The following is a 26,284-nucleotide window of genomic DNA, read 5'->3' on the forward strand; positions in this document are numbered from 1 at the left end:
ATCGCTTAAACCCGCTAGTTTGGTGGTGTGCAAGTGACGGTGCTCAGCGGAGCGGGCATTTCCGCCGAGAGCGGCGTGCCGACCTTCCGCGACGCCGAAACCGGCCTATGGGCGAAGGTCGACCCGTATGAGATCTCCAGCGCGCAGGGGTGGCGGTCGAACCCGGACAGGGTGTGGGCCTGGTACCTGTGGCGCCACTACATGATGAGCTCGGTGCAGCCCAACAACGGCCACCTGGCAGTCGCGGCCTGGGAGGACTACGCCGACGTGCATGTCGTCACCCAGAACGTCGACAACCTGCACGAGCGCGCCGGCAGCAAGCGCGTCTACCACCTACACGGCAGTTTGTTCGAATTCCGTTGCGACCGTTGTCAAACGGAATACGCCGACGAGTTGCCGCATATGCCCGAACCGACGGAGTCGGTCGACCCGCCGCGGTGTGTGTGCGGTGGCTTGATCCGGCCGAACGTGGTGTGGTTCGGCGAGCCGCTGCCCGACGACGCCTGGCAGCGATCCGTAGAGGCGGTCACCAACGCCGACGTGGTGATCGTGGTCGGCACGTCGTCGATCGTCTACCCCGCGGCGGGCCTGCCGGAGCTTGCACTGGCCAACGGCACCGCGGTGATCGAGGTCAACCCCGAGCGCACGCCGCTGTCCGATGCCGCGACGGTGTCGCTGCGCGAAACGGCGGCCACAGCGCTGCCGGGGCTCCTACAACGCCTCCCGGTGCTCCTCGGCTAGCGATTTGTGCACGCTTTGTCACGCTGAGCGATACAAAACGTGCACAAATCGCGTTTAGGCGGGCTTGACGGCGCGGCCGATCGCGACCTCCGTCGACGGAATCGGCACCCACCGGGGCAGCTGCCAGTCGCGCCGGGCCGTCTCGATCCGAAAGCCCGCATCGGCGATCGTGCGCTCGGTGTGGCGATGGGTGTGGCAGTTACCGGCCACCCGCGGCCAAAACGTCGCGTCGGCTAGCCGTTGCAGCTGGGCGCGCCAGCCACTGCTGGCGATGTGCTCGAGGTAGCGCAGCTCCCCACCGGGACGCAACAACGAAAACAATTGCCGCAAAACAGTATCCGGCTCGCCAACCGAGCACAACACCAGCGAGCAGACCACCGCGTCGAACGGCTCACTCGCATCGAGCGATTCGATCGTGCTCGAAGTAACCGTAACGGGTACCGCCGCCGACGCCGCCGCCCTCCGAGCGATTTCTGTCAATCGCCGCTCCGGTTCCACGGCAACAACCTCGGTGACCGTGTCGGGATACAGCGGGAAGTTCGAACCGGTTCCGGCTCCGACCTCCAGGACCCGGCCCGCAAGCCCGGCGAGATTTTCGCGCCGCCACGTTGCGACAATTTCGGGCTCATGGGCCGAAATGAACATCCACACCCGCGCGAAGAACGGGTTATCGACGGTGTTGGTGCTCATCGAGAATTCCCTTCAACTCGCTAACCGCTTCCTGCGGCGGCTGTGCCAGGTCGATCATGCCGGACATGATGTGTCCGGCGCACATCGCCCGCAGCACGCGGTCCGTGAACTGTTCGGCATCGCCCCACGGCATGTACGGCCGCGAAATCAGCATTGCGGCCACCCCATGCGCCGCCGCCCATAACTCCATGACGAACGTGGTGGAATCGCCTGCCGGATAGGTACCTTCGGCCATCAACGACTCAATCGCGCTGCGCATGTGTTCGAACGCAGAGCTGTTCAGCGCGATGTCGACGTCGCTACCGGGTCTGCCCTCACCCATCGTGGCAATGCGATACAGCTCAGGCGTTTTCAAGGCGAACCGCACGTAGGCAAGGCCCTGCGCCCGCAGCACCTCGATCGCCGACGGTTGGTCGGCCGATGCCCGTTGCATCTCCTCGTCGAGCTTCTCGAAGTACCGCGCGCACACGGCATCCAGCAGCGCGTCCTTGTCGGCGAAGTGTAGATAGATCGACGGCGGCGTGACCCCGACGCGCTGTGCCACCGACCGGATGGACACCGCCTTGGCGTGGCCCGTCTCCAGCAGCAGCTCAGTGGTCGCGTCGAGAATTTCATCGCGCAACTGCTCACCGGAACCGCGCGGCGCGCGGCGTCGGCGCAAGGGCTCGACCGTCACGCTAACCAGTGTCCGTTACAGAGACCGTGTGCCGTTCATCGTTGCGGCTCGGCGTCACCGTATCGTCACCGGATTCACTGATACCGATGCGCTCGTGCAGCCGGGCCAGCGGCTTGGGTGCCCACCAATTCCAGCGACCGAGCACATGCATGAACGCCGGCACCAACAGCATGCGCACCAACGTCGCATCGACGATCACTGCGAGCGTCAGCCCGACGCCGAACATCCTCATGAACGCCACCTGCGCTGCGATCAGCGCGGCAAACGAAATGGACATGATCAGCGCCGCAGCAGTGACCACGCGGCCCATGCGGGCCAACCCAAGCGCGACACTTTCGTCGTTGTCCGCCCGGGTGCGACCGGATGTCAGCCAGTACTCGCGGATCCGCGACACCAGGAACACCTCGTAGTCCATCGACAACCCGAACGCGATGCAGAACATCAGCACCGGCATGTTGGCCACCAACGTTCCGGTCGGTGTCGTGCCAAGGGCACCAAGGTGGCCGTCCTGGAAGATCCACACCAACGCGCCGAACGACGCGGTCAGCGATAAAACGTTGAGCACCAACGCCTTTAGCGGCAGCACCACGCTGCCGGTGAGCAGGAACAACAGCACGAAGGTGATGGCCGCGATCACACCGAGGACCAGCGGCAGGCGAGAGGTGACCGCCTCGGAGCTGTCGCGGTTGATCTGCGCGATGCCGGTCATCTGCACCGGCTGGCCGGCCGGTGGGCTCACCGCGCGCAGCCGATCAAGCTGAGCTTCCGAGGCGTCGGTGAACAGCGGCGCGGTGCTGCCGACCGTGACAAATGCGCTGCCGTCCTTGAGCCCGGTGGCCGCCGACGGCGGTCCGACAGGTCGGCCGCCGGCGAAGGTGCCGCCCGGCGCCGAGACAGACGACACGTTGGGCACTTGCGATAGCGCGCCGGCATAGCGGTCGAGTTCGGCGGGGGTGATCCCTTTGGTGTCGGGGATGACGACGGTGACGTTTCGCGCGGAGTCGACGGCGAAATTGTTGCGGAGGTCGTCGCCGACCTGGCGCGTCGACGCCGATTGCGGCAGCACGCGGTCGTCGGGAAAGCCCCACTTGATGCCGAGGAACGGCGCGCCGACCACGAGCAGTAGCGCGACGATCGCGAGCGCGATCGGAATTGCCCGGCGCTCAACCATTTTCGTGGATCGGTACCAGAAGTTCTGCTCAATCGGCTTGCGCACCGGGTCCGGTCGGCCCAGGATTCGGCGGGCCAGCCGCCGGACGTCCAGCGAGTCCAGCCGGTCACCGAGCAACACGATCGCCGCAGGGGCGACCACGATCGCAGCGACGGCCGCCAGCGCCACCACCGCGATACCGGCGTAGGCGAACGACTTCAGGAAGTACATCGGGAACAGCACCATCGCAACCATCGACAGCGCAACCGTCAGCGCCGAGAACAGGACGGTTCGTCCAGCCGTCGCCATGGTGCGCACAAGCGCCCGGTCGCGGTCCGCGCCCTCGGCGAGCTCGTCGCGGAACCTGCTGATGATCAGCAGCGTGTAGTCGACGGCCATCGCCAGGCCCAGCGCGACGGTGAGGTTCAGCGCGAAGATCGAAACGTCGGTAACCAGAGCGATGGCTCGCAGCACCGCCATCGAACCCAGAATCGCGAACCCGCCGACGGCCAGTGGCAGCGCAGCGGCCATCAGCCCGCCGAACACCCACACCAAAACCAGGAAGCTGAGCGGAATCGCGATCGACTCCATCAGCAACAGGTCTTTTTCGGTCTGGCCGTTGACCTGGACGTAGGTCATCGCCTCGCCGCCTGCGCGCACCGTCACGCCATCGCGGTCATGCACGAGCTGACCGGTCAGCGCCTTCGCATGCTTTTGCGCATCGCTCTCACCGCCGGTGATGCCGGCGACGATCAACCCGGTCTTGCCGTCCTTGCTGATGAGCGCCGGCGCGGCGGGCGGCGGCGCCGTCCACGCCGAGGTCACGTCGGCCACATATGGCGAAGCCTTCAGCTGCGCGGCGATGTCTGTGCCGACCGCCTGGGCTTCGGGGCTCTGCGCACCCGCGGCCGATGTGACGCTGATGAGCAGCTGCATGTCGCCTTGGCCGAACTTGTCGACGAGCAGCTTGGTCGCCTGAGCCGACTCCGAAGTGGGGTCCTTTAGGCCCCCGGCCGACAAGTGGTTGGCGACCGGAATTCCGAAGATGCCGCACGCGAGCATGACCAGAGCCGCGATCGCGATGATTCGTCGTGGCGCGGCGATGGCCAGCAGTGCGATGCGTTGCAGCACGGCATGTCCTTCCGCTAACTGGATTATCCACGATAACTTATCAGCGATAACTTGAGATGGTCAACAAGTTCCACCCCCCTTCGTTTGATACGAGGCGACACGGCTGGTTGTTCACTGTCAGACCGTCCTCGTCACTCCAGCAGCGGCCGATGAATTCTGCGATGCCGACAGGTCTGGTAGTACATGACCAACAACTCACAGCGCCCTCACAGCCACCTAGGCTGCCAACAATGACCACCACCGAAGCGACCGCGGAAACGAGCGCCACGACCACCTCGATGGCCGACATCGGCCTTTTGATCCTTCGTATCGGCGTCGGCGCCACCATGATTCAGGCCGGGCTGATCAAGGCGTTCGACTTCAACACGGCGGCCGGTTTCATGGAGCAGGGCGGCTGGAGGTTGCCGAAGTTCGCCGCATTCATGGTGACCGCCGCGGAGACCGCCGGCGGAATCGGCCTAGTGCTCGGTTTGCTGACACCCCTGGCCGCGATGGCGGTCGTCGCGGCGATGATCGACGCCTGGGCGGTCAACGTGTCCACCGCGGCGTTCTGGTCACAGCCCTTCAACGTGCCGTTTCTGCTCGCGGTGGGAGCGGCTGCGCTGCTGTTCACCGGGGCGGGCGCCTACTCGATCGATGCGCGGGTTCTGGGCAGCGTGCGCTATGGAAGCCGTGTTGCCGTCGGTCTGCTGATCGTCGGCATCGCCGCGGCGGTGTTTACCTGGATCCTGCTGAATGGAACCAACCCAATTCACTTCACGGCTCCGGCCAAGTAGCGCCAACGCTAGGCACGCTGGGCTACTCGCGGGTAGCTGGCGAACCTACCCCGAAGTAAGAATTGCCACCATTTTCCGAATCGTGACTCAAAGAATCCTTAATGGTGATGGTTACTGTTCAGTACATGTGGATCGACGACACCAGTGCTGATGTCATCAAGGTTGACTTCGAGGCGCTCTACCACGGCGATGTCCTGGTTGAGGGCGATACCTCGGAGCAGCTCGACGACGAGCACACCCTGCCCACCGCAGTCTGAGTAACCGCGCGCCGTGAGGCGCGCGATCACCGACGACGGTTTGCCCAGCACGGGCCCTTTGTCGATCTTCCTTTTTCCTACGCCACGTTCTCTTCAGCGTCTGGCTCGACCATGTCGGCCAGGCGTCCGGTGATCAGCTCCTCCGCCTCGTCGACAATGCGCGACACCAACTCGCCGCACGTTGGAATGTCGTTGATCAGGCCCATCGCGGTGCCGACCGACCAGATGCCGGCGTCCAGGTCGCCGACCTCGTAGACCTTCACGCCGCGCTTGCCCGCGACCAGATCCTTGACGTCGGAGAACTGACCGCCGCGGTTGAGGATCTCCACCACTTCCCGTGAGACGGCGTTACTCGCCACACGAGCGGTGTTGCGCAACGGGCGGAAGATCAGCTCGGTGTCGAGTTCGCTGCCCGCGACGATGGCTTCCTTGACGTTCTGGTGTATCGCCGACTCGACCGTGCACATGAACCGCGAGCCCATGTTGATGCCGTCGGCACCCAACGCCAAAGCCGCCACCAGCCCACGCGCGTCGGCGAACCCGCCCGAGGCGATCATCGGGATGTCGATCTTGGCCGACGCGGCCGGGATCAAGACCAAACCCGGGATGTCGTCCTCGCCGGGATGGCCGGCGCATTCGAAGCCGTCGATGCTGATGCCGTCCACGCCGAGGCTTTGGGCCTTGACCGCGTGCCGCACCGATGTGCACTTGTGCAGCACCTTGATCCCGTTGTCATGGAACATCGGCAGATGCGGCGCAGGATTGGAGCCCGCGGTCTCGACGATCTTGATGCCGGCGTCGACGATCACCTGGCGGTACTCGTCATAAGGCGGCGGGTTGATCGTCGGCAGGATCGTCAGGTTCACCCCGAACGGCTTGTCGGTCAGCTCGCGGCAGCGGGCGATCTCATTCGCCAGGTCCGCAGGCGTCGGCTGCGTCAGCGCGGTGATGAATCCCAGCGCACCCGCATTGGCAACGGCCGCAACCAATTCCGCGCGACCTACCCACTGCATGCCACCCTGCACGATCGGGTGCTCAATCCCGAACGTCTCGGTGAACTTCGTCGTGATCGTCACCTGTGCTCCCCGCTCTTCGCGCAAGCGCTCATCGCGGCGCCATCCGGATCGCGCCGTCCAGACGAATGACCTCACCGTTGAGCATCGGGTTCTCCACGATGTGCACCGCAAGCGCGCCGTACTCGTCGGGGTCACCCAGACGCGCGGGATGCGGCACCTGCTGGCCCAGCGACTTCTGAGCTTCCTCGGGAAGCGAACCAAGCAGCGGCGTCTTGAACAGTCCCGGCGCGATGGTGCACACACGGATCAATTCGCGCGACAAATCGCGGGCGATCGGCAACGTCATGCCGACGACGCCGCCCTTGGACGCCGAGTACGCCGCCTGGCCGATCTGACCCTCGAACGCGGCCACCGACGCGGTGTTGATGATGACGCCGCGCTCTTCGCCAATCGGTTCCGTCTTCGCGATGCGCTCGGCGGCCAACCGCAGCACGTTGAACGTGCCGATCAGGTTGACGTTGATGACCTTGGTGAATTCGTCGAGCGGAAAGGCGCCGTTCTTGGAGAGCGTCTTGATCGCGTTGCCGATGCCGGCGCAGTTGACGTTGATGCGCAGTGCGCCAAGCGATTCGGCGACGTCGAGGGCTTCGGTTACGGCCGCCTCGTCGGTAACGTTGGCGGAGACGAACTTCGCACGGTCGCCGAGTTCGTTCACCACCTCTTCGCCCTTGAGGTCAATGACCACCACCTGCGCGCCACGATCGAGAAGGCGCTTGGTGGTTGCGAGGCCGAGCCCGGAGGCACCGCCGGTGACGACGGCTACGGCGTCTCTGATCTCCACTGATTGGTTCCTTTCCTCTATACCCAGTCGCTGAGTACGGCTTCGGTGTCCGCGCCGGGCACGCCGGGCGGCTGCGGGGCGGACGGCACGCTTCTTGAAAACCGCGGCGCCGCCGCGGCGTGCAGGTAGTCACCGTCGCGATAGAAGGTGTCGCGTTCGGTGACGTGCGGCTCGGATTCGACTTCGCCGAAAGACAGCACGGGCGTACAGCAGGCGTCGCTGTCGGTGAACACCTTGGTCCAGTGGTCGCGGTCTTGCGACGCGAAGACCTCGGTCAGCCGGGCGCGCAGCTCGGGCCAGCGGCTGACGTCGTTCTGGTCGGGCAGCTCGGCTGCGTCGAGACCGAGCTTCGACAGCAGTTCGGCGAAGAACTGCGGCTCGATCGCGCCGACCGCGACGTAGCGGCCGTCGGCGCATGTGTAGGTGTCGTAATACGGCGCACCGGTGTCGAGCATGTTCACGCCACGCTCGTCGCTCCACATGCCCATCGCGCGGAACGCCCAGATCATTTGGGAGAGCACGCTCGAGCCGTCGATCATCGCGGCATCGATGACTTGGCCCTTGCCGGAGCGCTCGCGTTCCCACAATGCCGAGAGGACGCCGACAAGGAGAAACATTGAGCCGCCGCCGAAATCGCCTGCGAGGTTCAACGGCGGAACGGGTCGTTCGCCTGCGCGGCCGATGGCGTGCAGGACGCCGTTGAGCGAGATGTAGTTGATGTCGTGGCCGGCTTGCTGGCTGCGCGGGCCGGTCTGGCCCCATCCGGTCATCCGGGCGTAGATGAGACGTTCGTTGACCTTCGCGCAGTCTTCCGGGCCGAGCCCGAGCCGCTCGGTGACGCCAGGGCGCAGGCCTTCGATGAGCACATCCGCCTTCGCGACCAGGCGCAGCACCAAGTCGCGACCCTCGTCGGTCTTGAGGTTGGCGGCGACGGAGCGCCGGTTGCGCAACAGGTAGTCGCTGCCCTTGGTGGGGATGCCGGGGCCCTTGCCGGGCCGCTCGACTCGGACGACGTCGGCGCCGAGATCAGCGAGGATCATCGCGGCGTGCGGGCCAGGTCCGATGCTCGCCAGTTCCAGCACGCGCAGTCCGTGCAGTGGTCCAGCCATGGTGTACCGCCCTCCGTAGTCGACCGCCGACATAGCTTACTTGTATAACCAAGTCGTCAGACCTAGGGTGCCTGGTATGACGACCATCGACGCCACAACCGCCGCCTACACCAGCATCGACGACCTTTCCGTCGAGCTCGCCGACGGTGTGCTGTCGGTGACGCTGAACCGGCCGGACTCGTTGAATTCGTTGACCGCGGCGATGCTGAAGGGCATCGCCGACGCACTGGAGCAGGCCGCAGGCGATCCGCGGGTCAAGGTGGTGCGGCTCGGCGGGGCCGGACGCGGGTTCAGTTCGGGTGCCGGAATCAGCGAAGAGGATCACGCCAACCCCGGGGCGAGCGGCACACCGGCCGACGTGCTGGATGCGGCTAACCGTGCGGTGCGGTCGATTGTTTCCCTTCCGCAGCCGGCGGTCGCCGTCGTGCAGGGGCCCGCGGCGGGCGTCGGGGCGTCGTTGGCATTGGCGTGCGATGTCGTATTGGCTTCGGAGAAGGCGTTTTTCATGCTGGCGTTCACGAAGATCGGGCTGATGCCCGACGGCGGAGCGTCGGCGTTGATCGCCGCGGCGGTCGGGCGTATCCGCGCGATGCGGATGGCGTTGATGGCGGAGCGAATCGGCGCCGCGGAGGCATACGAGTGGGGCCTGGTGACCGCGGTGTATCCGGTCGACGAGTTCGACGCGGAGGTGTCCAAGGTGGTCGGCGCCCTGATGTCTGGTCCGGTCGTGGCGCTGCGCAAGACCAAGGACGCGATCAACGCGGCGACGCTGACGGAGTTGGAGGCGGCGCTCGAGCGGGAGAAGCAGGGTCAGTTAGTGCTGCTGGAATCCAACGATTTCCGTGAGGGCACCAAGGCCTTCCAGCAGCGCAGGGACGCGAAGTTCACAGACTCCTGAGCACCCGTTGCGCTAAACGCCGAACACCGGCGGCAACGCGAGCACCATCACAAGACCCCAGAAGAAGTGGGTGAGCATCGGTGCGAGCACGCCGCCGGTGGCTCGGCGTTCAAGTGCGCAGACCGCACCGAGGATCACCGCCGCAAAGCCCAGCATCGGATTGCCAGTGGTCGCCGTGGTGATCACGTAGATAGCGGTCGATATCACCGCCGGATACGCCTTGCCCAGCGCTGTATACAGCGCGCCCCGGAAGAACATCTCCTCTGCGATCCCGTTGACCACGGTGATGAACGTGACGAGGGCCAGCGGACCGTAGTCGGTGAATTCCAGTACGCGCGTGATGTATTCGCGCACACCCGGGATTTCACGGGCGATCAATCCGCCGACGACGAACACACCGCCGAGCAGTAGACCAACCGCAGTTCCCGTGAGCACCGGCCGCTGATTGCGGCCACGAAACCGAATGCAACCAAGGTGCAGGGGACCCGACGCAAGGGCTCCTACCGCCCAGACCGCGGCCAGCGCAAGCGTCAACCAATAGAACGATGAGTCACCCGGCGGTCGAGCGAGCGAATAGCCAAGCAGCGCAGCGCCAATCACCAGCACTACCGCGACAACAATCCGGCGCCGCCGGATCACTGCTGGCGGTTCGTGGTGGGCCACCGGGCAGGCGCTGATGATCTCCTTGGCTTCGTCCCTCCAGCCGCCGCGCGTCGAAGTCTGCTGCGTCACGCCAGGCTCGCCTTCGGCGCCAGGCCGATCAGCGTGTCCAGGCCGGTGCGCAACGCTGCGGCGACGGGGCCGGGGAATGCGCCCAGCAGGCCAAGCACCGGCGGCCGCGCGAACGCAGGCATGAGCGGGCGCGCCAATTGCTGGATACGCTGCGTGTCCCCGCCCGCCCACGGCGGGTCGGTGTCGGCCAGATGATGCGGATCGGCGAGCTCGTCGACGGGGCGCCGCCGATCACACGACAGCGCACGCGAAATCGCGTCGTCGATGCAAAGCAGGCCTCCTGGCGGATCGGGCACGAAATCGCGCAGCCTCGCATCGGACGCCATCATCGGGTGATCCAGCGACTCCACGAGGTCGGCGGCCAGGCCGCCGGGCACGGGCAGCACCGCGGCCGTCATCCACGACACCACGCTGGTATCCACCCGGTGTACGGATAGTTCCGCGCGCCACTTCCCGGTTATCCGCGCATACGCCCGCAGCAGATCGCCGTAGGAGGTGGTCTCGGGTCCGATGATGTCGAACGCGCCCGGTGGCACACGCCCTGCGTCGGCCGCTGCGACGAGGTAGTAGAGGACGTCTCGGATCGAAATCGGGTCTATCGGGTTGGCCGACCACGCCGGCAGCGGTATCAACACGAAGCGGTCGCCGACGTAGCGCAACATCTCGAACGACGTCGATCCGGACCCGATGATCATCGCCGCACCGAGCCACACCACATCCGCGCCGCCGTCGACGCTCAACGCGTGGGCGACTTCCGCACGGCTGGCCAGGTGTTCTGACAGATCGTCGACGTCGGGGACGAACCCCCCGAGGTACACGATCCGCCGCACTCCTGCGTCCTTGGCCGCGTTCGCCACATTGGCCGCGGCACGGTTGTCGGCGTCGCGAAAGTCCGGCTGACCGATGCCGTGCACGAGGTAGTACACGACGTCGATCGGGCCCGCCTCGGCGAACGCTTTCCTTGCCGAGATTTCGTCGTGCGCATCGAGAGTGACGCCGCTGACCCGGTCATACCAGCCAAAATCGCCCAGCCGGTCAGGGTTTCGGGTCGCGGCGACGACCTCGTAGCCCTCGTCGAGCAGAGCGGTGACCAGGCGTGAGCCGACGTAGCCGGTAGCGCCCGCGACCAGGATTCGCACGGTATTCACCGTAGGGCTGTACCCGGACCCGTCCTATCGGAATCGGAACGCCGTCTACTGCCTTCCGTTCATTCGCCGTCCTGCAAGGTCCGTCGCAGCGCTCGCAGCGCATGATGCAGCCTCGACTTGACGGTGCCTTCGGCGATCTGGAGATCTTCGGCGATGCGCGCCAGCGTCCAGCCCAGGTAATACGAGCGCCAGAGCACTGCCCGGTGGTCGACGGACAACTGAGTCAGCGCGTGCCTGACCATCAGCCGGTCAACCGTGGCGTTGGTGTCCTGCGGATCGACGGGCTCGCGGATGTCGGCGCCGTCAGGCATGGCTACTTCGTAACGGAACCGAGCACTGCGGCGGTCGTCGATGACGATGTTGCGCGCGACGGTGAAGAGCCACGCCCGCGGTGACCGATTGCTTTCTTCGGTGATCTCGGGGTGATGCCATGCGCGTATCAGTGTTTCCTGCACCACGTCGTGTGCATGATGCGCGTCGTGAGTCAATCGAAGGGCGTAGCGCCACAACGCGACCGAGTGCGCGTCGTAGAACACGCGCAATGAATCACTGGCCGCGTCCTTCGTCCCTGGCAAGGGTTCTGGAATTACAACCGACACCTCTTCGACTGTCACCCTCGAGGAGGGCCGTGTCGTCCCTGCTGCCACTCCTCAACGACCCCCCGCTACCGGGTATCGGCGCGGCCGACCGACGTGCGATCCTCGGCAGGTGAAGGTTCATCTTCAGGTCGACGGAGCACCGGCCACGCTCTCGGAAAGCATCGGCCGCATCGTCGCCGCCGGCGCAGACGGCATCTTCACTTTCGAGGGGCAGCACGACGTCTTCTTCCCCCTGGTGATCGCAACGCGGGAAACCGATCTGGAGCTGATGACCAATGTCGCGATCGCGTCGCCACGCAGTCCCCTCCACCTCGCGCATGCGGCGTACGACCTGCAGGTGCTGTCCGCAGGCAAGTTCCGGCTCGGCCTCGGTTCGCAGATCAGGGTGCACATCGAGAAGCGGTACGGCAGTGAGTGGGGCAAGCCTGCGCACCGGCTGGCCGAATCGGTTCGTGCCGTCAAAGCAATCTTCGATGCGTGGGAAGGCCGCTCCCGCTTGGACTTTCGCGGGGAGTTCTACACCCACACGCTGATGGCGCCCAATTTCAATCCCGGCCCCAACCCGTATGGAGCGCCACCGGTGCTGATGGGCGCGCTCGGCCCGATCATGACCCGCAATGCCGCCGAAGTCGCGGACGGGCTGCTGGTGATGCCGTTCAACAGCGGCCGCCATTTCGCGCAGCGGACCGTGCCCGCCCTCGAAGAGGGGTTCGCCCGTTCGGGCCGCGACCCCGCTCAGTTCGCAGTCATCGCGCAGGCGATGGTGGCGGTGGGCCGCACCGATGCCGAAATCGCCGCCGCCGTCCAAGGTGTGGGGTCGCTGATCGCGTTCTACGGCTCGACACCCGCATATCTTCCGGTGCTGCAGGCGCACGGGTGGGAGCACATCCAGCCGTCGCTCAACGCGTTGTCCAAGAAGGGCGCGTTCGACGAGATGCGCCTTCTCGTCACCGACGAGATGGTCGAAACCATCGGCGTGGTGGGCGATCCCGAACACTGCGCGGCCGAGATCACCAAGCGATTCGGTGAACGTGCCCGAGAAGTATGTTGCTATTTCCCGGGATACCAACCGACAGCAGAACACATCGCCGATTTGGTTCGGGCACTGCACAGCAGGTAACGGCCTAAGCGCCTTGGTACACCTTGCGATAACTCGACGGCGACATCCCGACGCCGCGACGTAGATGGTGGCGCAGATTGCCGCCCGACCCGAGGCCGGAGAGCCGAGCGACTTCGTCGACGGGCAGGGCACGCGACTCGAGCAATTCGCGGGCGCGGTCGACGCGCCGGTCGCGCACCCACACCCCTGGCGACTGGCCCGTTTCCTCGCGGAATCGCCGGCTGAACGTCCGCGCGCTCATCTTGGCGTGCCGGGCCAGCCGCTGCACCGTCAGCTCGTCGTCGAGGTGTTGCAGCGCCCATTCGCGTGTGGCGGCCGTGGAGAAGTCGTCGGGCTCGAGAACCTGCCGATCGATGAACTGCGCCTGGCCTCCCTCACGCCACGGCGGCACCACGCAATAGCGGGCAACCGCATTGGCCACCTGCACACCGTGATCCGATCGAATGATGTGCAGGCACAAGTCAATTCCGGCCGCTAGGCCGGCCGAGGTCAAGATGTCGCCGTCGTCGACGAACAGCACGTTCTCGTCGACCAGCACCTCGGGGTGAAGATTGCGCAGTGAGTCGGCGAACTTCCAGTGCGTGGTTGCGCGTCGCCCGTCGAGCAGGCCCGCCGCCGCGAGAATGAACGCGCCAGTGCAGATCGACACCAGACGCGTGCCTTGGCGGATCGTGGCCAACGCCGCGGATACCTCCGGCGCCAGCACCCCGTCGATCCGCGCAGGCGGGTAGCGCGTACCGGGGATCACCACCGTGTCGGCTGTCGCCAGCGCCTCCGGTCCTGCTGCGGGCACTAGACCGAATCCGGTGGTCGCCTCGACCGGTCCTGGTTCCAGCCCACATGTCACGACCTCGTAGAGCGCGTTGCCGTCGGCGTCGGTGGCGTTGGAGAACAGCAGGGGCGCGATCGCGGCGTCGAAGCCCACCACAGGCGGCACGAGGAGCACAGCGATCCGATGCATGCGGTCCATTTTGGCATGTTTTTGACGAATGGTGTCATTCATGCCACTAGCCGGCGACCACCGCGTTCCGCGACAGTGATCCGGTGACGCTCACCGCCGCTGAGAAGACCACCGCCCGCATCCACTGGGCCTGGGTGGTCGCGGCAGTGAGCTTCGTCGCGATCCTCGCGGCGGCGGGCTTCCGCTCGGTGCCGGGCGTGATGATGAACCCGCTGCATCACGAGTTCGGGTGGTCACACGGCGTCGTCGGGCTGGCGATGTCGGTCAACATGACGCTGTTCGGTCTGACCGCCCCGTTCGCGGCTGCGCTGATGGACCGTTTCGGTGTGCGGCCGGTGCTGTCGGCGGCTCTGGTGCTCATCGCCACCGGTTCGGCGCTGAGCGTGACGATGACGGCCAGCTGGCAGTTGGTGCTGTTCTGGGGCGTGCTGGTCGGCGTCGGCACCGGATCGATCTCGATGGGCTTTGTCGCCACCGTCGCGACCCGCTGGTTCGAAGCCCGCCGCGGACTGGTCACCGGTGTGCTGACCGCGGCGAGCGCGACGGGGCAGCTGATCTTTCTGCCGATCGTCGCCGAAGTGACGACGCGTCACGGCTGGCGGTGGGCGTCGCTGATCGTGGCGGCCGCGGCCCTTGGGGTGGTGCCCTTGGTGGTGGCCTTCATGCGAAACTATCCGCAGGACAAGGGTTTAACGGCCTACGGTGCCAGTGTCGCCGAGCCGGCCGTGGTTCCGGCGTCGAGTTTCAAGGCCGCCTTCGACGGGTTGCGCATCGGTGCGCGGGTACCGGCGTTCTGGCTGCTGGCCGCGAGCTTCGCGATCTGCGGGATGACGACGAACGGGTTGATCGGCACGCACTTCATCCCGGCGGCCAACGACCACGGCATGCCAACGACGGTGGCTGCGGGCCTGCTCGCGACGATCGGCATCCTCGACGTCGCAGGCACGGTGTTCTCGGGCTGGCTCACCGACCGCGTCGATCCCCGGCTGCTGCTGGTCGTCTACTACGCCGGCCGTGGGCTCTCGCTGCTGCTGTTGCCATCGCTGCTGTCGCCGCAGGCCGAGCCGAGTACGTGGGTGTTCGTCATCTTCTACGGGCTGGACTGGGTGGCCACCGTGCCTCCGACGATCGTGTTGTGCCGCAACTACTTCGGTTTGCGCACCCCGGTTGTGTTCGGCTGGGTGTTCGCATCTCACCAGCTCGGCGCGGCCATCGCGGCCGCAGGCGCAGGCCGGCTGCGCGATCTGCAGGGCAACTACGACATGGCGTTTTACCTCGCCGCAGGGCTGTGTTTCGTCGCCGTCGTGCTCTGCGCAAATGTGCGGAAAACCCAGGTCAGCATGGCCGCTGTATGAGGTCCACGTCACCCTGACTTTGGCGTTGTGCGATCGGTGCCCTTAACATGCGATGCGGGTTGAGGGACCTGACGAGCCGAGGAGCCGGAGTTGAAGACTCGCACCAGCAAGACCTTGGGCGCTGCCGCGGGCATCGCCGCGATCGTGGCAGCGCTGCCGCTCGCGATCAACGCGAACGCCGACCCTGCGACGCCGACCCCGACGACGACGATCGAGAATCCGTACCCCGATCTGCAGGGATCCGGCTGCGACGCGTTCAAGACATCGGTGCCCAACTTCAAGACACTGGCGAACTTGCCGGTCGGACAGGTGCTGAGCAGCATCCCCGACATCAGCACGTTCAACTCCGCGGTGTCGGGCGGGTTCAACCCCGCGGTCAACGTCGTGCCCGTCTTGGACAACGGCCCGTACGTGGTGTTCGCCCCGACCAACGATGCGTTCGCCGAGTTGCCGCCCCAGCAAGTCGATGCCCTGAAGGCCGATCCGAAGGCGCTCAGCGACCTGGTCTACTACCACGTGTTCCTGGGCCTGCTCGGTGTCGACGACGTGCACGGCCAGCGGCCCACCCAGCAGGGTGCGGAGATCAAGGTCGAGGGCAAGGGCGGCGACATCAAGATCAACGGCAACACCAAGGTGCTCTGCGGAGCGATTCAGGCCGCCAATGCGCGGATCTACCTGATCAACTCGGTGCTGGATCCCTCGCAGGGACCTGAGCCGATTACTCCGACGTCCACGAGCAGCACGTCGACAACGGCGACCACGACGACTACGACGCAGGCGCCGCCACCTCCGCCTGCCGGCTGAGTTCTAGAGGCCGAGGTCGCGGCCGATGATCTCCTTCATGATCTCGGTCGTGCCGCCGAAGATGGTCTGGATGCGCGAGTCGACGTAGTCGCGCGCGACGCGGTACTCCATCATGTAGCCGTAGCCGCCGTGTAACTGCACGCAGCCGTCGATGACCTTCTTCGCGGTCTCGGTGCACCACCACTTGGCCTTGGCCGCCTCGACCGCGGACAGATCGCCGTCGACCACGCCCTGCAGGCATCGGTCGATGAACTGCTCGGAGACGTCGAGTTCGGTGTCCATCTCGGCGAGCAGGAAACGGTTGTGCTGGAAGCTGCCGATCGGCTGGCCGAACGCCTTGCGGTCCTTGGCGTATTGCACTGTCTGGCGCCAGGTTTCGCGGGCGCCGGCGATCGCTGAGATCGCGATACCGAGTCGCTCCGACGGCAGATTCTGCATCAGGTGATAGAAACCGCGACCCTCCTGGCCGAGCACGTTGGCCGCAGGCACGCGGACGTTCTCGAAGTGAAGTTCCGACGTGTCCTGGGCGTGCAGGCCCATCTTCTCGAGCTTGCGGCCGCGGGTGAAGCCCTCCATGTCACGTTCCACCACCAGGAGCGTGAAGCCCTTGTGGCCGGCTTCGGGGTCGGTACGGCAGACCACCACGCAGAGGTCACAGTTGATGCCCGACGAAATGAATGTCTTGGAGCCGTTGACGATCCAGTCGTCGCCATCGCGTACCGCCGAGGTGCGGATCCCCGCAAGGTCGCTGCCCGCACCCGGCTCGGTCATCGCGATGGCAACGATGATTTCGCCGCTGGCGATGCCGGGCATCCAGCGCTTCAACTGTTCCTCGTTGGACAGGTGCTTGAAATACGGTGCGACGACATCGTTTTGCAGGCTCAAAGACGGCGCGGGGCCGCCGTAGCGCGCCAGCTCCTCATCGATCACAGCGTTGAACCGGAAGTCGTCGGACCCGCCGCCGCCATACTCTTCGGGCATGTTGAACCCGATCAGCCCGTACTTGCCCGCGGCGACGAACGCCGACCGGTCGACGATGCGCTCTGCTTCCCACTTCTCGGCGTTGGGCACCAGCTCGCTTTCGATGAACTGGCGCGTGGTTTCACGCAGAGCTTCGTGCTCGGGTTCGAATACGGTTCGTTTCATCGTGTCTACTTCGCTTTCCATACGGGCTGGCGCTTTTCGGCGAACGCCCGTGGCCCTTCCTTCGCGTCTTCGGACTTCATCAACTCGGCCACCTCGCGCATGGTGCGCGTCCAGCCAGCCTCATCGTCGGTGATGACGCCGTCGTCGACACCGACGGCTACCCGCTTGCTGGCCTGCACCGCCAGGGGTGCGTTCACGGTGATCCGCTCGGCCAGCGCCAGCGCGGCGTCGAGTTCGGTGCCGTCGGGCACGACCTCGTTGATCAGGCCCCATTTCAACGCGTCGGCCGACGACATCGGCTCACCGGTGAACATCAACTCCAGCGCGACCTTGCGGGGAAGCTGGTCGACAAGCCGGAACACCCCGCCCGCGGCGGCGATCAGACCCCGCTTCACTTCGGGCAGACCGAATTTCGCGCTTTCGCAGGCAACGACGAGATCGCTGGCCAACGCCAATTCGGTGCCGCCGCCCAGCGCGGTGCCGTTGACCGCGGCGATGGTCGGCTTGTCGATGAAGTGGCGGACATATCCGGCGAAACCCCACTTGGGTTTGTCGGGATGCAGGATGTTCTCGCCCTTGGCGAGCGCCTTGAGATCGGCTCCGGCGCAGAATGATTTGTCGCCGGCGCCCGTGATCACCACGACGCGGACGTCCGGATCTTGCTGGGCCTGTTCCATCGCCTCGCCGACCGCGATGCTGACCGCGGCGTTGATGGCGTTGCGGGCCTCTGGACGGTTGATCGTGATGACCATGACACTGCCGCGGCGCTCGACCAGAGCGCCGGGCGACGTCACGGTCTCTGTCACAACAGCTCCAGGATGGTGGCGTTGGCCTGTCCGCCACCCTCGCACATCGTCTGCAAGCCGTACTGAATTCCCTTGTCCCGCATGTGGTACAGCATGGTCGTCATGATGCGGGCACCGGACCCGCCGAGCGGGTGACCCAACGCGATCGCGCCGCCGTTGGGGTTGAGCTTCTTCTCGTCGGCGCCGATGTCCTTCAGCCACGCCAGCGGCACGGGTGCGAACGCCTCGTTGACCTCGAACACACCGATGTCCTCGACTCGCAGCCCGGATTTCTTCAATGCTTTCTGCGTGGCAGGGATCGGCGCGGTCAGCATGATCACCGGATCGGCGCCGGCCAGCGTCGCGGTGTGCACGCGCGCAATCGGCTTGAGGCCCAACGATTTCGCCTTCTCGGCCGACATGAACAGCAGTGCGGCCGAGCCGTCGGAGATCTGTGACGAGTTACCGGCGTGGATGACGCCGTCCTCCTTGAACGCGGGCTTGAGCTGACCCATCTTCTCGATGGTGGTGCCGCGACGAATGCCCTCGTCCTTGAGCACTGGGTTGCCGTCTTGGTCTTTGATCGCGACGATCTGGTCGTCGAAGGCACCCGAATCCTGTGCTGCCGCGGCCTTCTCGTGAGAGCCGAGCGAGAACTCGTCAAGCGCGGTGCGGTCGAAGCCCCACTGCTCGGCGATCATCTCCGCGCCGATGCCCTGGTTCGGCGTCTGGGTGTAGCGATTGCGGAAGGCCTCGGGGTACGGATGGCCGCCGTTGGCCAGCGAGGAACCCATGGGCACGCGCGACATCACCTCGACACCGCCGGCGACCACCGCGTCGTAGTGGCCGGCTACCACACCCGCCGCCGCGAAGTGAACGGACTGCTGGCTCGAACCGCACTGCCGGTCGACGGTCACGCCAGGGACGCTCTCGGGCCAGCCGGCCGCCAGCACGGCGGTGCGGGCGATGTCGAGCGCCTGCTCGCCGGCCTGCATGACGCAGCCCCAGATGACGTCGTCCACGATGGCGGGGTCGACTCCGGCGCGCTCAACCAGGCCGTTGAGGACCTGTGCGGAGAGCTCGCCGGGATGCACACCCGATAGTCCACCGTTGCGCTTGCCGACCGGCGACCGCACCGCCTCGACGATCACTGCTTCAGCCATGGAGCTCTCCTTCAGATATGTGTGGTGTACTCCGAACGTAAACGAACAAGGTTTACTAGGTCAACCTACTGGTTGGTAGGCTGCGGGCCTCGTTCATGCCGCGTCGGGGCGTGCACGACATGGTTTACTGAGTTGCATAGCTCGGAGAACCACTGTTTGGGGAGATGTTTGTGACGCGAAGCACACCGCTGGCGCCGATGATCGGCCCTGACGCCGTGCCGGCGAGTGCAGCCGTCCGATCACCGAAGACCGCTGAGCTCGTCGCGGGCACGCTGCGCCGCATGGTCGTCGACGGCCAGCTCAAGGACGGCGACTTCCTGCCCAACGAGGCCGAGCTGATGGCCCATTTCGGCGTGAGCCGCCCGACCCTGCGTGAAGCGGTGCGGGTGCTGGAATCCGAGCGCCTCGTGGAGGTGCGACGGGGATCGCGCACCGGCGCCCGCGTGCGAGTACCCGGGCCCGAGATCGTGGCGCGTCCCGCCGGTCTGCTGCTGGAGTTGTCCGGCGCCACCATCGCCGACGTGATGGTGGCACGCGCTGGCATCGAACCGATGGCCGCGCGCCTGCTGGCCGAATCCGGGTCCGAGGAGGCATTCGACGAGCTTGAACAGCTGCTCGCCGAGTCCATTCCGAATGGATGGCAGACGGACCGTCTCGCGCAAACGACCGGTGACTTCCACCGTCGGGTGGTGGAGCTGTCGGGCAATGCGACGCTTGCCATCATGGCGGGCATGCTGCACGAGATCACGGTGCGGCACACGGCATTCGCCTTCAAGGAAAATCGTCCGGTGTCGAAGGCCGATTACGACAAGCTGATGCGGTCCTATCGGAAGTTGATGCGGTTGTTGCGCTCGGGCGATGGCGCGGCGGCCGAGGCGCATTGGCGTAAGCACCTCGACGTCGCACGTGGTCTGTTGTTGCAGGGCATGGAGAGCGTCAAGGTCCGCGACGTCGTCGGTTAACGTGGGCACCGACCTCCCGACCACTATCCGCCAGATTCCCGGCTAGCGGCGACAATGTCGTCGACGGCGACAAAGTCGCCCATAGCTGGGCATCATGCGATGTGGCCCTAGTCCGGCCAGACCGCTAGGCGCGTGGCGGTGTCCGCCAGTCCCTGCTCGGTCTTCCATCGCATCGGCAGCAGCCGGTAACGCCAGCCGCCCTCATCCCCTTCGGCCCCGACATGATCGACGGTGATCGAAATGAGGTCCTCTGCAAGCTGTTTGGCATGAGTTTCCAGGTAGATACCCCGCTCATCGTCGAGTTCTGACATCAGCTCGCTGCCGTAGAGCAGCCGCGGACCCGGCGGCCTGTACAGCAGCACGCATTGGGGTCGGTCGGGGCAGTGCCCGCTGATCACCCGCACGACACAGTTGCTGTCGACGGGCCCAAGCTCGCTCATCAACTGTCCGGTCTCGTCGTACCAGACAGACACCGGTTCAGGTGGCGTCGGCGCTGTCCTTTTCCCACGTCACGTGCACCGGGACGGTGTCGTCCCACGGCTGCCGCGTCACCATGTCCGCGACTTTCACGTAGCCCCTTTCGAATTCGCCGGTGGCGGCGTCGACGAGCCGATACTCCTGCCTCTGCTTGTGAATGGGTTGCGCGTCGAGCAACAGGATCCGTATCTCACCGGGCTCGAAGTGACACCGCTCCTGCAGCGCCTCGATCAGCTGCTCGTTGTGCATGTGGCCATCACCGAAGTTCCAGCCGATGGCCGTCGAACACACCCGCTCGCCGTCGGTGAGCACGTAGTCGTCTTCGTTTTGGCCGACCATCGCGCGGTGCGCGAGTGTGAACATCGCGCGGCCGTGAGTGTTGAAGGCGCGGAACGCATATCCCATGTAGAGGTACATCTGCGCGGTCTCGGGGCTGCCGTAGTACCGCTCCATCTGCGCCTGGGGCATGCTCGCGATCGACACGATGTTTGCCTCGATCTTCTCCGTGGCCGACGGTTTGACGCACCACAACCCGGTATCCCAGTTCCCCGCGTAGTAGCGCATCCCTGGCAGGAAAGACACCTTGCGGGGGAACAGGTTTCCGATGACGACCGTGCCGGCCACCACGAGGAACAACACGATCGGCCATGGGCTCTGCAGGTCGCCCAATCCGACTCCGGCGTGGCCGACGAACAGTGCCAGCACGGAGAACATCATGAACACGTTCCATTCCAGCGGCACCCCCATCGGTATCGACGACAGGATGCCGAAGTGGAAGCACAGCATCACGAATGCGGCGATCGCCGTCGGCCAACCGCCGTGGGAGAAGAACAGCACCAGCGGGACGAGTCCCTCGATCGCGGTGCTGAAGTGTGCCAGCCACCGCGACAGCCGTCCCGGCCGCAAATCGTCGGGGAAATGCTCGAAGAACCTGCGTTTGATCCACCGCGGGCGGAACACCGGGTTGTTGCTCATCATCGTCGAGATCACAAACGGGAAATGTTTGTTGAGCTTCGACGTCGCCGCGCCGAGCCAGATCACCAGGCACACGAGTTTGGCGCCGATGACGATGTCCGCGCCGGTGAACAAGAACGCGACGGTCAGCGACGCGTACACCTCGCCGCGGGCGGCCAGGAAGATCACCTTGTCGCGCAGACCGAGCACCGCCAGCAGACCGAGGATCGTCCAGATCTGCCACAGCGGCAGCACGCCCACGGTGGTGCCGAGTGCCGGGATGGGCCCGGTGCCGTCTGAGAACAACGCGACCAGAAGCATCACGAGCAGCGCCCCGTACAGCGCGGCATCCACGGGTGTGCGGGTGGTGCCCTTCGTGAGCGGCACCCGGTTCGGCCAGGGTGGCAGCCGAATGGTCTTGGGCCGCAACCAGTACAGGATCGACCCCATGGGTGGGAAGAACCGGTTGTTCAGCGGGCCGAAACCGCAGCCGAGCCCGATGACCTCGAACAGCATCGTGTAGAGCACGACCTTTTCGAAGACGATCGGTTCGGCGTACCACGACGCCACGTTGGTGAACCCGTCGATGCCCTTGGTGGCCAGTGTGAACAACCACCCGCCGAGGATGTACAGCAGGATCTTGACCACATAGAACAGGTGCAGGACGACCGGAGTCCCGAAGCCCACCTCGGCCCAATGCCGGGCCATCGGCACGATCTTCTCGGCGCGCGTGCCCTTGCGCCACTCCTCGTAGTCGACGACGGGTGCGTCCTGCTTCAGGAATCCCATGGGCACCAAGACTAGAACGTGTTCTAGCGGCGCGGAATCGGTTTGGCTCGGCGCGCTACACCTAAGCCTCGGCCTTGGCTGGTGGCCGCCAGAAGATGACCAGCTGCCCGATGCCGCCGGCGAGTCCCAGCCCGGCCGAGATCAGCAGACCCCACCAGCCGTGCAGGTAGTCGTAGAAGCCGGTGCTGTGGAACAGCGCGTAGTCGAGGCTGAACTTGCCCGGCCCGACCGTGGCCACTGCCACCGCCGTCACCGCCAGGATCAGGTTGTACTCCCAGCCTTCCTTGACGATGAAAAAGCCGTTGGGCCGGTGCACGGTCCACGCCGCGACGAGCATCAGTGCGACGAAGCCTGCCGCGGGAATCGGCGTCAGCAAGCCGGCCGCCAGACCGAGCCCGGCCGACATCTCCGTCGAGGCGGCGACGCGGGCGTGGAACATGCCCGGCTTCATGCCCATGCTGTCGAACCAGCCCGCGGTGCCCTTCAGTCCGCCCGGGCCGAAGAACTTGTTGTAGCCGTGTGCGGCCATGGTCAGACCGAGCACCACCCGAAGAATCAGCAGTCCGGTGTCGATGGCTGTGTGGTCAGTCATGCAACAAAATCTAGGCCATGTGTTAAGCGGTCGCCCAGCCCCCCGCCGCGACGGCCTTAGCGCAACTTCGCCGCGTCGGCCGCCATGCGTTCGATGATCGTGGCCGCCGGCTCGATCGTGTCGATGAGTCCAGCGGCTTCGCCGAACCAGACGGCGGTGTCCTCGGGGTCGCCGTCGGCGAATGCCTGCAGGTAGCGGGGACCCTCGACCGCGGCCCGGCGTTGGAGCTCCGATTCTTGGCCGTGCCACCGGTCGACGAACGCATTGCGGTGGATGCGGGCGGTGAACTCCGCCGGCCAAGGCAGTTCACGCACGATGTCCGCCAGACGGGTGCGCAGCGTGGCATCGCCGTCGGACTCGATGATCGCCCGCTTGTGCAGCGGCTTGACCAATGATTCCTGCGATGCGCACAGTCGCGTACCGACGAGCACACCGTCGGCGCCGAGCGCCAACGCCGCCGCCAAGCCTCGGCCGTCGGCCACTCCGCCCGCGGCGACGAGCAAGGTGTCCGGTGAGGTACGGGCCAACATGTCGGCCACCTCGGGGACGAGCGTGAAGGTGCCACGGTCAGCACCGTGTCCGCCGGCCTCCGAGCCCTGTGCCACCACGATGTCCGCCTCAGCATCCAGTGCGGCGCGCACATGCGCGAGGTTCTGGCATTGGCAGATGAGACGCGCACCGGCAGCGTGGATTTCGGCGGCGAAGGTCATCGGATCCCCGAAGGACAGCATGACCGCGGCCGGCTTGTGGCGTAGCGAGGCGCTCACGACAGACGGCTTCCTGGCGGCCGACCACGTGATGAAGCCGATGCCGACTCGCTCGCCGCGCGCCGCGTCGAACTGCTCATCGATCCACTCGGCGTCGCCGTACCCGCCGCCGATGAGGCCGAGCCCGCCAGCGCGGCTGACCGCCGCCGCAAGCGCACCGCCGGCCGCATATGCCATCGGCGCGGAGATGATGGGGTGACGGATGCCCAAGGCATCAGTCAATCGATTCGCCGGCAACGTGCTACGCCACGCCGGCAGCCATGTGCCGCTTGCCCCACCGACACATCTCCTCGGTGACCGGCCGCAGCGACTCGCCGTATTCGGTCAGCGAATACTCGACGCGCGGCGGCACCTCGGCGAACACTTGGCGACGGACGATCCTGTCGGTCTCCAACTCGCGCAGTTGCCGGGTCAGTACGCGGTCACTGATCCCCGTCGTCTTGCGCTTCAACTCGGCGAAGCGGTGCGGTCCGGTGTGCATCATGTGGAAGATCAGCACGGCCTTCCACTTGCCACCGATGACTGCGAGGGTGGCCTCCACCGGGCATCCGAACTGATCGTCCATGCCAACCTCCCGGTCAGTAGCTCACCTCAAAGTGCGTTCTTATCAGCGACCGCCCTCGGCCGTAGCGTAACGCCGATGAAGATCGCAATCATCGGAGCCGGCAACGTGGGACGCGCCCTCGGCGGTGCGTGGCGCTCCGACCATGACATCACCTACGGCGTCCGCTCCCCCGACGATCCCAAGTACGCGGACCTCGACTCTCCAGCCGCCACAAACGACGCGGCAGCCGCCTCCAGCGATGTGGTCGTGTTGTGCACGCCGTGGCAGGGCACGCAGCAGGCCGTCGAGGCCTGCGGTGACGTGAGCGGCAAGGTGCTCATCGACTGCACCAACCCGCTCACGCCCGATTTCGCCGCACTGGAAGTTGGGCACACGACGTCGGGAGCCGAGCAGGTCGCGGGGTGGGCGCCCGGCGCACGCGTGTGCAAGGCGATGAACCAGATCGGCGCGCCGATGATGGACCATCCCCAATTGCCAAGCGCACCGGTCATGTTCATCTGCGGCGACGACGAGACCGCCAAGCAGGTGACCTCCGAGCTGGTGACACAGCTGGGCTTCGAGACGGTCGACGCGGGCGACCTCACTTTGGCGCGGCTGCTCGAGCCTTACGCGCTGATCTGGATTCACCTTGCCTTGCGGCGGGGCTTCGGCACCAACTGGGCGTTCGGACTCCTACGCGGCTAGTCCCTTCGGGGGGTACCTCGTGCAGAAGCTATCCGCGAGATCGACATGAGGGTTGTGAAAGCCTGGCTTAGTACTGGATTGAGCAGCCATGTTGTCGATCTCGGTGGCAGCATCCGCGGTGAGTCTCAGGTGCCCAGGGCGGCGTCCAGCCGGCCCATGTACGCGTCGACGTCACCGACCGCCGACTCGGCCGCGTGCACGCTGACGGCGATGGTGTCCCCGATCCCGTGCACACCATGCGTCAGCCCCATCATCGGTGACAGCCCCGGATAGCCGGCCGTCAGCACCACGGGTGCCTCGCCGAAATGCAGGTCGGCCGCTCCGCGGTTGACGCTGGACACCACCGTGTTGCCGGTCACCGCCGGCGACCTCACCGTCGGGTCGAATTGCTCGACGCCCCACCGCAGCAGCGGCGCCGGAACCGCGGCGGATGCTTGACTGGCCGCCAGCATCGCCGGGTGCGCTGCCCGGCGACGACGTAGCGCGAGATCCTCGGCGATGCGCGTCATTCGTTCGCTGAGCTCCAGCTCGGGATACAAGCCGATGCCGACATTTCCGAAGTGGTTATGCGACTGGCGCACAACGGCTTTCGCCATCGGAACTTCCGCACCTAGCGCAGCGGTGTCATCGCCAAGGTCGCGCAGATGGCCAGACAGCGCGGTCGAGATCGCCGCCAGCACGCCGACCGTGACGGTCGGGCCGGGGATCTGACTGCGATGACGAACGACGGTACGGACCATGCGCGTCCCTGACGGACGTGCATTACTGCGCAGTGCAGGACGCGGATCGGCTTGCGGCGGAACAATTCCCGCCTTGGTGTCGCGGACCAGTTGCCGATGCATGCGCGCGGCGCGAAAGCTCCGCCACGGCAGTGCCGCGGCACGAAACGGCGGCGGCGCCGTCACGGCAGGCACCTGCGCTGCACGCCCGAACAGCCACGCGGCCAGCGCCGAACACCGGATGCCGTCGGCAAGCGCGTGCGCAGCCTGCAGGACGGCCACCGTGCCCCTCGTCGAGCCAGGCAGCCCTTCGACACCCTCGAACACATGCAGCCGCCACGTCATCGCGCGTGCGTCCAGCTGGTCCTCATCCAACCGCGCGACTGCTGCCAAACATCCGGCCCAGCTGGTGTCAGCGGGCTCGTGCACGACGAACTGGTCGGGTCGCAGGTCGCCGATCACCCATGCGGGATAGCTGAAGAAGCCGCGCTCATGGACCCGCAGTCGCAGCTCCGGACAACCCCGCGCTCGCTCCCGGATCACACCGACGACGTGCTCGATGTCCGGCGTCCCGGCGAAGCCGTAAAGCAGGAACTGATCGTTGGGAATCTTGGCCGACATCCAATATGTTTGCGCATCGACTGCTGAGAGCCGACGGACCGTCATGCCCTCAGGCT

28 protein-coding genes are annotated in these 26,284 nt (G+C 65.8%); 9 read left to right on the top strand and 19 right to left on the bottom strand.

All coding sequences use genetic code 11. From position 1 onward, the window contains the following. Positions 1-27: 27 nt before the first annotated feature. A complete protein-coding gene (locus ACWW36_RS01295) occupies positions 28-741 on the top strand; it encodes an NAD-dependent deacylase (protein ID WP_456139814.1) in 714 nt (237 codons plus the stop codon). A 54-nt stretch (positions 742-795) separates the two neighbouring features. On the opposite strand, the gene ACWW36_RS01300 is transcribed toward ACWW36_RS01295, so the two are convergent. Genes ACWW36_RS01300 through ACWW36_RS01310 form a run of 3 tightly spaced genes read right to left on the bottom strand, consistent with a single transcriptional unit; the run spans position 796 to position 4,388 of the window. Beyond that, complete coding sequence (locus tag ACWW36_RS01300) at positions 796-1,431, bottom strand: class I SAM-dependent methyltransferase (RefSeq protein WP_456139815.1); 636 nt, start codon at positions 1,429-1,431, stop codon at positions 796-798. Further along, on the bottom strand, positions 1,409-2,107 hold the full coding sequence (locus ACWW36_RS01305) for a TetR/AcrR family transcriptional regulator (protein ID WP_456139816.1): 699 nt from the start codon (positions 2,105-2,107) through the stop codon (positions 1,409-1,411). Before ACWW36_RS01305 ends, ACWW36_RS01300 begins: the two co-directional genes overlap by 23 nt. Position 2,108: 1 nt before the next feature. Next, complete coding sequence (locus ACWW36_RS01310; protein ID WP_456139817.1) at positions 2,109-4,388, bottom strand: MMPL family transporter; 2,280 nt, start codon at positions 4,386-4,388, stop codon at positions 2,109-2,111. Between the two features lie 230 nt (positions 4,389-4,618). On the opposite strand from ACWW36_RS01310, the gene ACWW36_RS01315 reads away from it, so the two are divergent. Beyond that, complete coding sequence (locus ACWW36_RS01315; protein ID WP_456139818.1) at positions 4,619-5,164, top strand: DoxX family protein; 546 nt, start codon at positions 4,619-4,621, stop codon at positions 5,162-5,164. A 125-nt stretch (positions 5,165-5,289) separates the two neighbouring features. Further along, entirely contained in the window at positions 5,290-5,421 is a 132-nt protein-coding gene (locus ACWW36_RS01320; RefSeq protein WP_101953086.1) for a hypothetical protein, read from the top strand. 77 nt (positions 5,422-5,498) lie between these two features. Here the strand turns inward: ACWW36_RS01320 and ACWW36_RS01325 are convergent, their stop codons facing one another. From ACWW36_RS01325 to ACWW36_RS01335, 3 genes are read right to left on the bottom strand one after another with little or no spacing between them, the layout of a single operon-like run. After that, a complete protein-coding gene (locus ACWW36_RS01325; RefSeq protein ID WP_456139819.1) occupies positions 5,499-6,497 on the bottom strand; it encodes an NAD(P)H-dependent flavin oxidoreductase in 999 nt (332 codons plus the stop codon). A gap of 28 nt (positions 6,498-6,525) precedes the next feature. Beyond that, positions 6,526-7,278 (bottom strand): 3-hydroxyacyl-CoA dehydrogenase, encoded by a 753-nt coding sequence (locus tag ACWW36_RS01330; protein WP_456139820.1) that lies wholly within the window; start codon positions 7,276-7,278, stop codon positions 6,526-6,528. Between the two features lie 17 nt (positions 7,279-7,295). Continuing rightward, positions 7,296-8,387, bottom strand: coding sequence for a CaiB/BaiF CoA transferase family protein (locus tag ACWW36_RS01335; RefSeq protein WP_456139821.1), 1,092 nt, complete (start codon positions 8,385-8,387; stop codon positions 7,296-7,298). 76 nt (positions 8,388-8,463) lie between these two features. Here ACWW36_RS01335 and ACWW36_RS01340 point away from each other — a divergent pair, with 76 nt between their 5' ends. Continuing rightward, positions 8,464-9,285, top strand: coding sequence for an enoyl-CoA hydratase (locus tag ACWW36_RS01340; protein ID WP_456139822.1), 822 nt, complete (start codon positions 8,464-8,466; stop codon positions 9,283-9,285). 12 nt (positions 9,286-9,297) lie between these two features. Here ACWW36_RS01340 and ACWW36_RS01345 read toward each other — a convergent pair whose 3' ends face one another. Genes ACWW36_RS01345 through ACWW36_RS01355 form a run of 3 tightly spaced genes read right to left on the bottom strand, consistent with a single transcriptional unit; the run spans position 9,298 to position 11,740 of the window. After that, complete coding sequence (locus ACWW36_RS01345; RefSeq protein ID WP_456139823.1) at positions 9,298-10,017, bottom strand: CPBP family intramembrane glutamic endopeptidase; 720 nt, start codon at positions 10,015-10,017, stop codon at positions 9,298-9,300. Continuing rightward, the gene (locus ACWW36_RS01350) at positions 10,014-11,165 is read right to left on the bottom strand and encodes an NAD(P)H-binding protein (RefSeq protein WP_456139824.1); all 1,152 of its coding nucleotides are present in this window, start codon (positions 11,163-11,165) and stop codon (positions 10,014-10,016) included. The genes ACWW36_RS01345 and ACWW36_RS01350 overlap by 4 nt, the downstream gene beginning before the upstream one ends. Positions 11,166-11,224: 59 nt before the next feature. After that, complete coding sequence (locus ACWW36_RS01355) at positions 11,225-11,740, bottom strand: sigma-70 family RNA polymerase sigma factor (RefSeq protein WP_456142329.1); 516 nt, start codon at positions 11,738-11,740, stop codon at positions 11,225-11,227. A gap of 133 nt (positions 11,741-11,873) precedes the next feature. Between ACWW36_RS01355 and ACWW36_RS01360 the strand changes: the two genes are divergently transcribed. Then, complete coding sequence (locus ACWW36_RS01360) at positions 11,874-12,884, top strand: TIGR03617 family F420-dependent LLM class oxidoreductase (RefSeq protein WP_456139825.1); 1,011 nt, start codon at positions 11,874-11,876, stop codon at positions 12,882-12,884. A gap of 4 nt (positions 12,885-12,888) precedes the next feature. Here ACWW36_RS01360 and ACWW36_RS01365 read toward each other — a convergent pair whose 3' ends face one another. Then, positions 12,889-13,845: a GlxA family transcriptional regulator gene (locus ACWW36_RS01365; protein ID WP_456142330.1), complete on the bottom strand. Its 957-nt coding sequence runs from the start codon at positions 13,843-13,845 to the stop codon at positions 12,889-12,891. 83 nt (positions 13,846-13,928) lie between these two features. Between ACWW36_RS01365 and ACWW36_RS01370 the strand changes: the two genes are divergently transcribed. Both ACWW36_RS01370 and ACWW36_RS01375 read left to right on the top strand, forming a co-directional pair. After that, the gene (locus ACWW36_RS01370; protein WP_456139826.1) at positions 13,929-15,200 is read left to right on the top strand and encodes an MFS transporter; all 1,272 of its coding nucleotides are present in this window, start codon (positions 13,929-13,931) and stop codon (positions 15,198-15,200) included. 90 nt (positions 15,201-15,290) lie between these two features. Beyond that, the gene (locus ACWW36_RS01375) at positions 15,291-16,004 is read left to right on the top strand and encodes a fasciclin domain-containing protein (protein WP_456139827.1); all 714 of its coding nucleotides are present in this window, start codon (positions 15,291-15,293) and stop codon (positions 16,002-16,004) included. Between the two features lie 3 nt (positions 16,005-16,007). On the opposite strand, the gene ACWW36_RS01380 is transcribed toward ACWW36_RS01375, so the two are convergent. The 3 genes from ACWW36_RS01380 to ACWW36_RS01390 are packed head-to-tail and all read right to left on the bottom strand — an operon-like array spanning position 16,008 to position 19,098. Further along, a complete protein-coding gene (locus ACWW36_RS01380) occupies positions 16,008-17,150 on the bottom strand; it encodes an acyl-CoA dehydrogenase family protein (RefSeq protein ID WP_456139828.1) in 1,143 nt (380 codons plus the stop codon). A gap of 5 nt (positions 17,151-17,155) precedes the next feature. Then, a complete protein-coding gene (locus ACWW36_RS01385; protein ID WP_456139829.1) occupies positions 17,156-17,956 on the bottom strand; it encodes a crotonase/enoyl-CoA hydratase family protein in 801 nt (266 codons plus the stop codon). Further along, positions 17,953-19,098: a thiolase family protein gene (locus tag ACWW36_RS01390; RefSeq protein WP_456139830.1), complete on the bottom strand. Its 1,146-nt coding sequence runs from the start codon at positions 19,096-19,098 to the stop codon at positions 17,953-17,955. Before ACWW36_RS01390 ends, ACWW36_RS01385 begins: the two co-directional genes overlap by 4 nt. Before the next feature lie 170 nt (positions 19,099-19,268). On the opposite strand from ACWW36_RS01390, the gene ACWW36_RS01395 reads away from it, so the two are divergent. After that, positions 19,269-20,060, top strand: a complete 792-nt coding sequence (locus ACWW36_RS01395) for a FadR/GntR family transcriptional regulator (RefSeq protein WP_456139831.1) — start codon at positions 19,269-19,271, stop codon at positions 20,058-20,060. 107 nt (positions 20,061-20,167) lie between these two features. Here the strand turns inward: ACWW36_RS01395 and ACWW36_RS01400 are convergent, their stop codons facing one another. The 5 genes from ACWW36_RS01400 to ACWW36_RS01420 all read right to left on the bottom strand — a co-directional run bounded on the left by ACWW36_RS01400 (position 20,168) and on the right by ACWW36_RS01420 (position 24,204). After that, a complete protein-coding gene (locus ACWW36_RS01400; RefSeq protein ID WP_456139832.1) occupies positions 20,168-20,533 on the bottom strand; it encodes a hypothetical protein in 366 nt (121 codons plus the stop codon). Positions 20,534-20,537: 4 nt separating this feature from the next. Next, positions 20,538-22,280, bottom strand: coding sequence for a DUF3556 domain-containing protein (locus tag ACWW36_RS01405; protein ID WP_456139833.1), 1,743 nt, complete (start codon positions 22,278-22,280; stop codon positions 20,538-20,540). Between the two features lie 61 nt (positions 22,281-22,341). Continuing rightward, complete coding sequence (locus ACWW36_RS01410) at positions 22,342-22,872, bottom strand: DoxX family protein (RefSeq protein ID WP_456139834.1); 531 nt, start codon at positions 22,870-22,872, stop codon at positions 22,342-22,344. 56 nt (positions 22,873-22,928) lie between these two features. After that, complete coding sequence (locus ACWW36_RS01415; protein WP_456142331.1) at positions 22,929-23,816, bottom strand: NAD(P)H-dependent flavin oxidoreductase; 888 nt, start codon at positions 23,814-23,816, stop codon at positions 22,929-22,931. A gap of 64 nt (positions 23,817-23,880) precedes the next feature. After that, on the bottom strand, positions 23,881-24,204 hold the full coding sequence (locus ACWW36_RS01420; RefSeq protein ID WP_456139835.1) for a winged helix-turn-helix transcriptional regulator: 324 nt from the start codon (positions 24,202-24,204) through the stop codon (positions 23,881-23,883). A gap of 75 nt (positions 24,205-24,279) precedes the next feature. Between ACWW36_RS01420 and ACWW36_RS01425 the strand changes: the two genes are divergently transcribed. Next, positions 24,280-24,888, top strand: coding sequence for an NADPH-dependent F420 reductase (locus tag ACWW36_RS01425; RefSeq protein WP_456139836.1), 609 nt, complete (start codon positions 24,280-24,282; stop codon positions 24,886-24,888). 125 nt (positions 24,889-25,013) lie between these two features. Here the strand turns inward: ACWW36_RS01425 and ACWW36_RS01430 are convergent, their stop codons facing one another. Beyond that, positions 25,014-26,273 carry a DUF1298 domain-containing protein gene (locus ACWW36_RS01430; RefSeq protein WP_456139837.1) on the bottom strand — a complete coding sequence of 420 codons (1,260 nt, stop codon included), beginning with the start codon at positions 26,271-26,273 and terminating at the stop codon, positions 25,014-25,016. Positions 26,274-26,284: the final 11 nt, after the last annotated feature.

Source organism: Mycobacterium sp. MMS18-G62 (genome assembly GCF_053877835.1).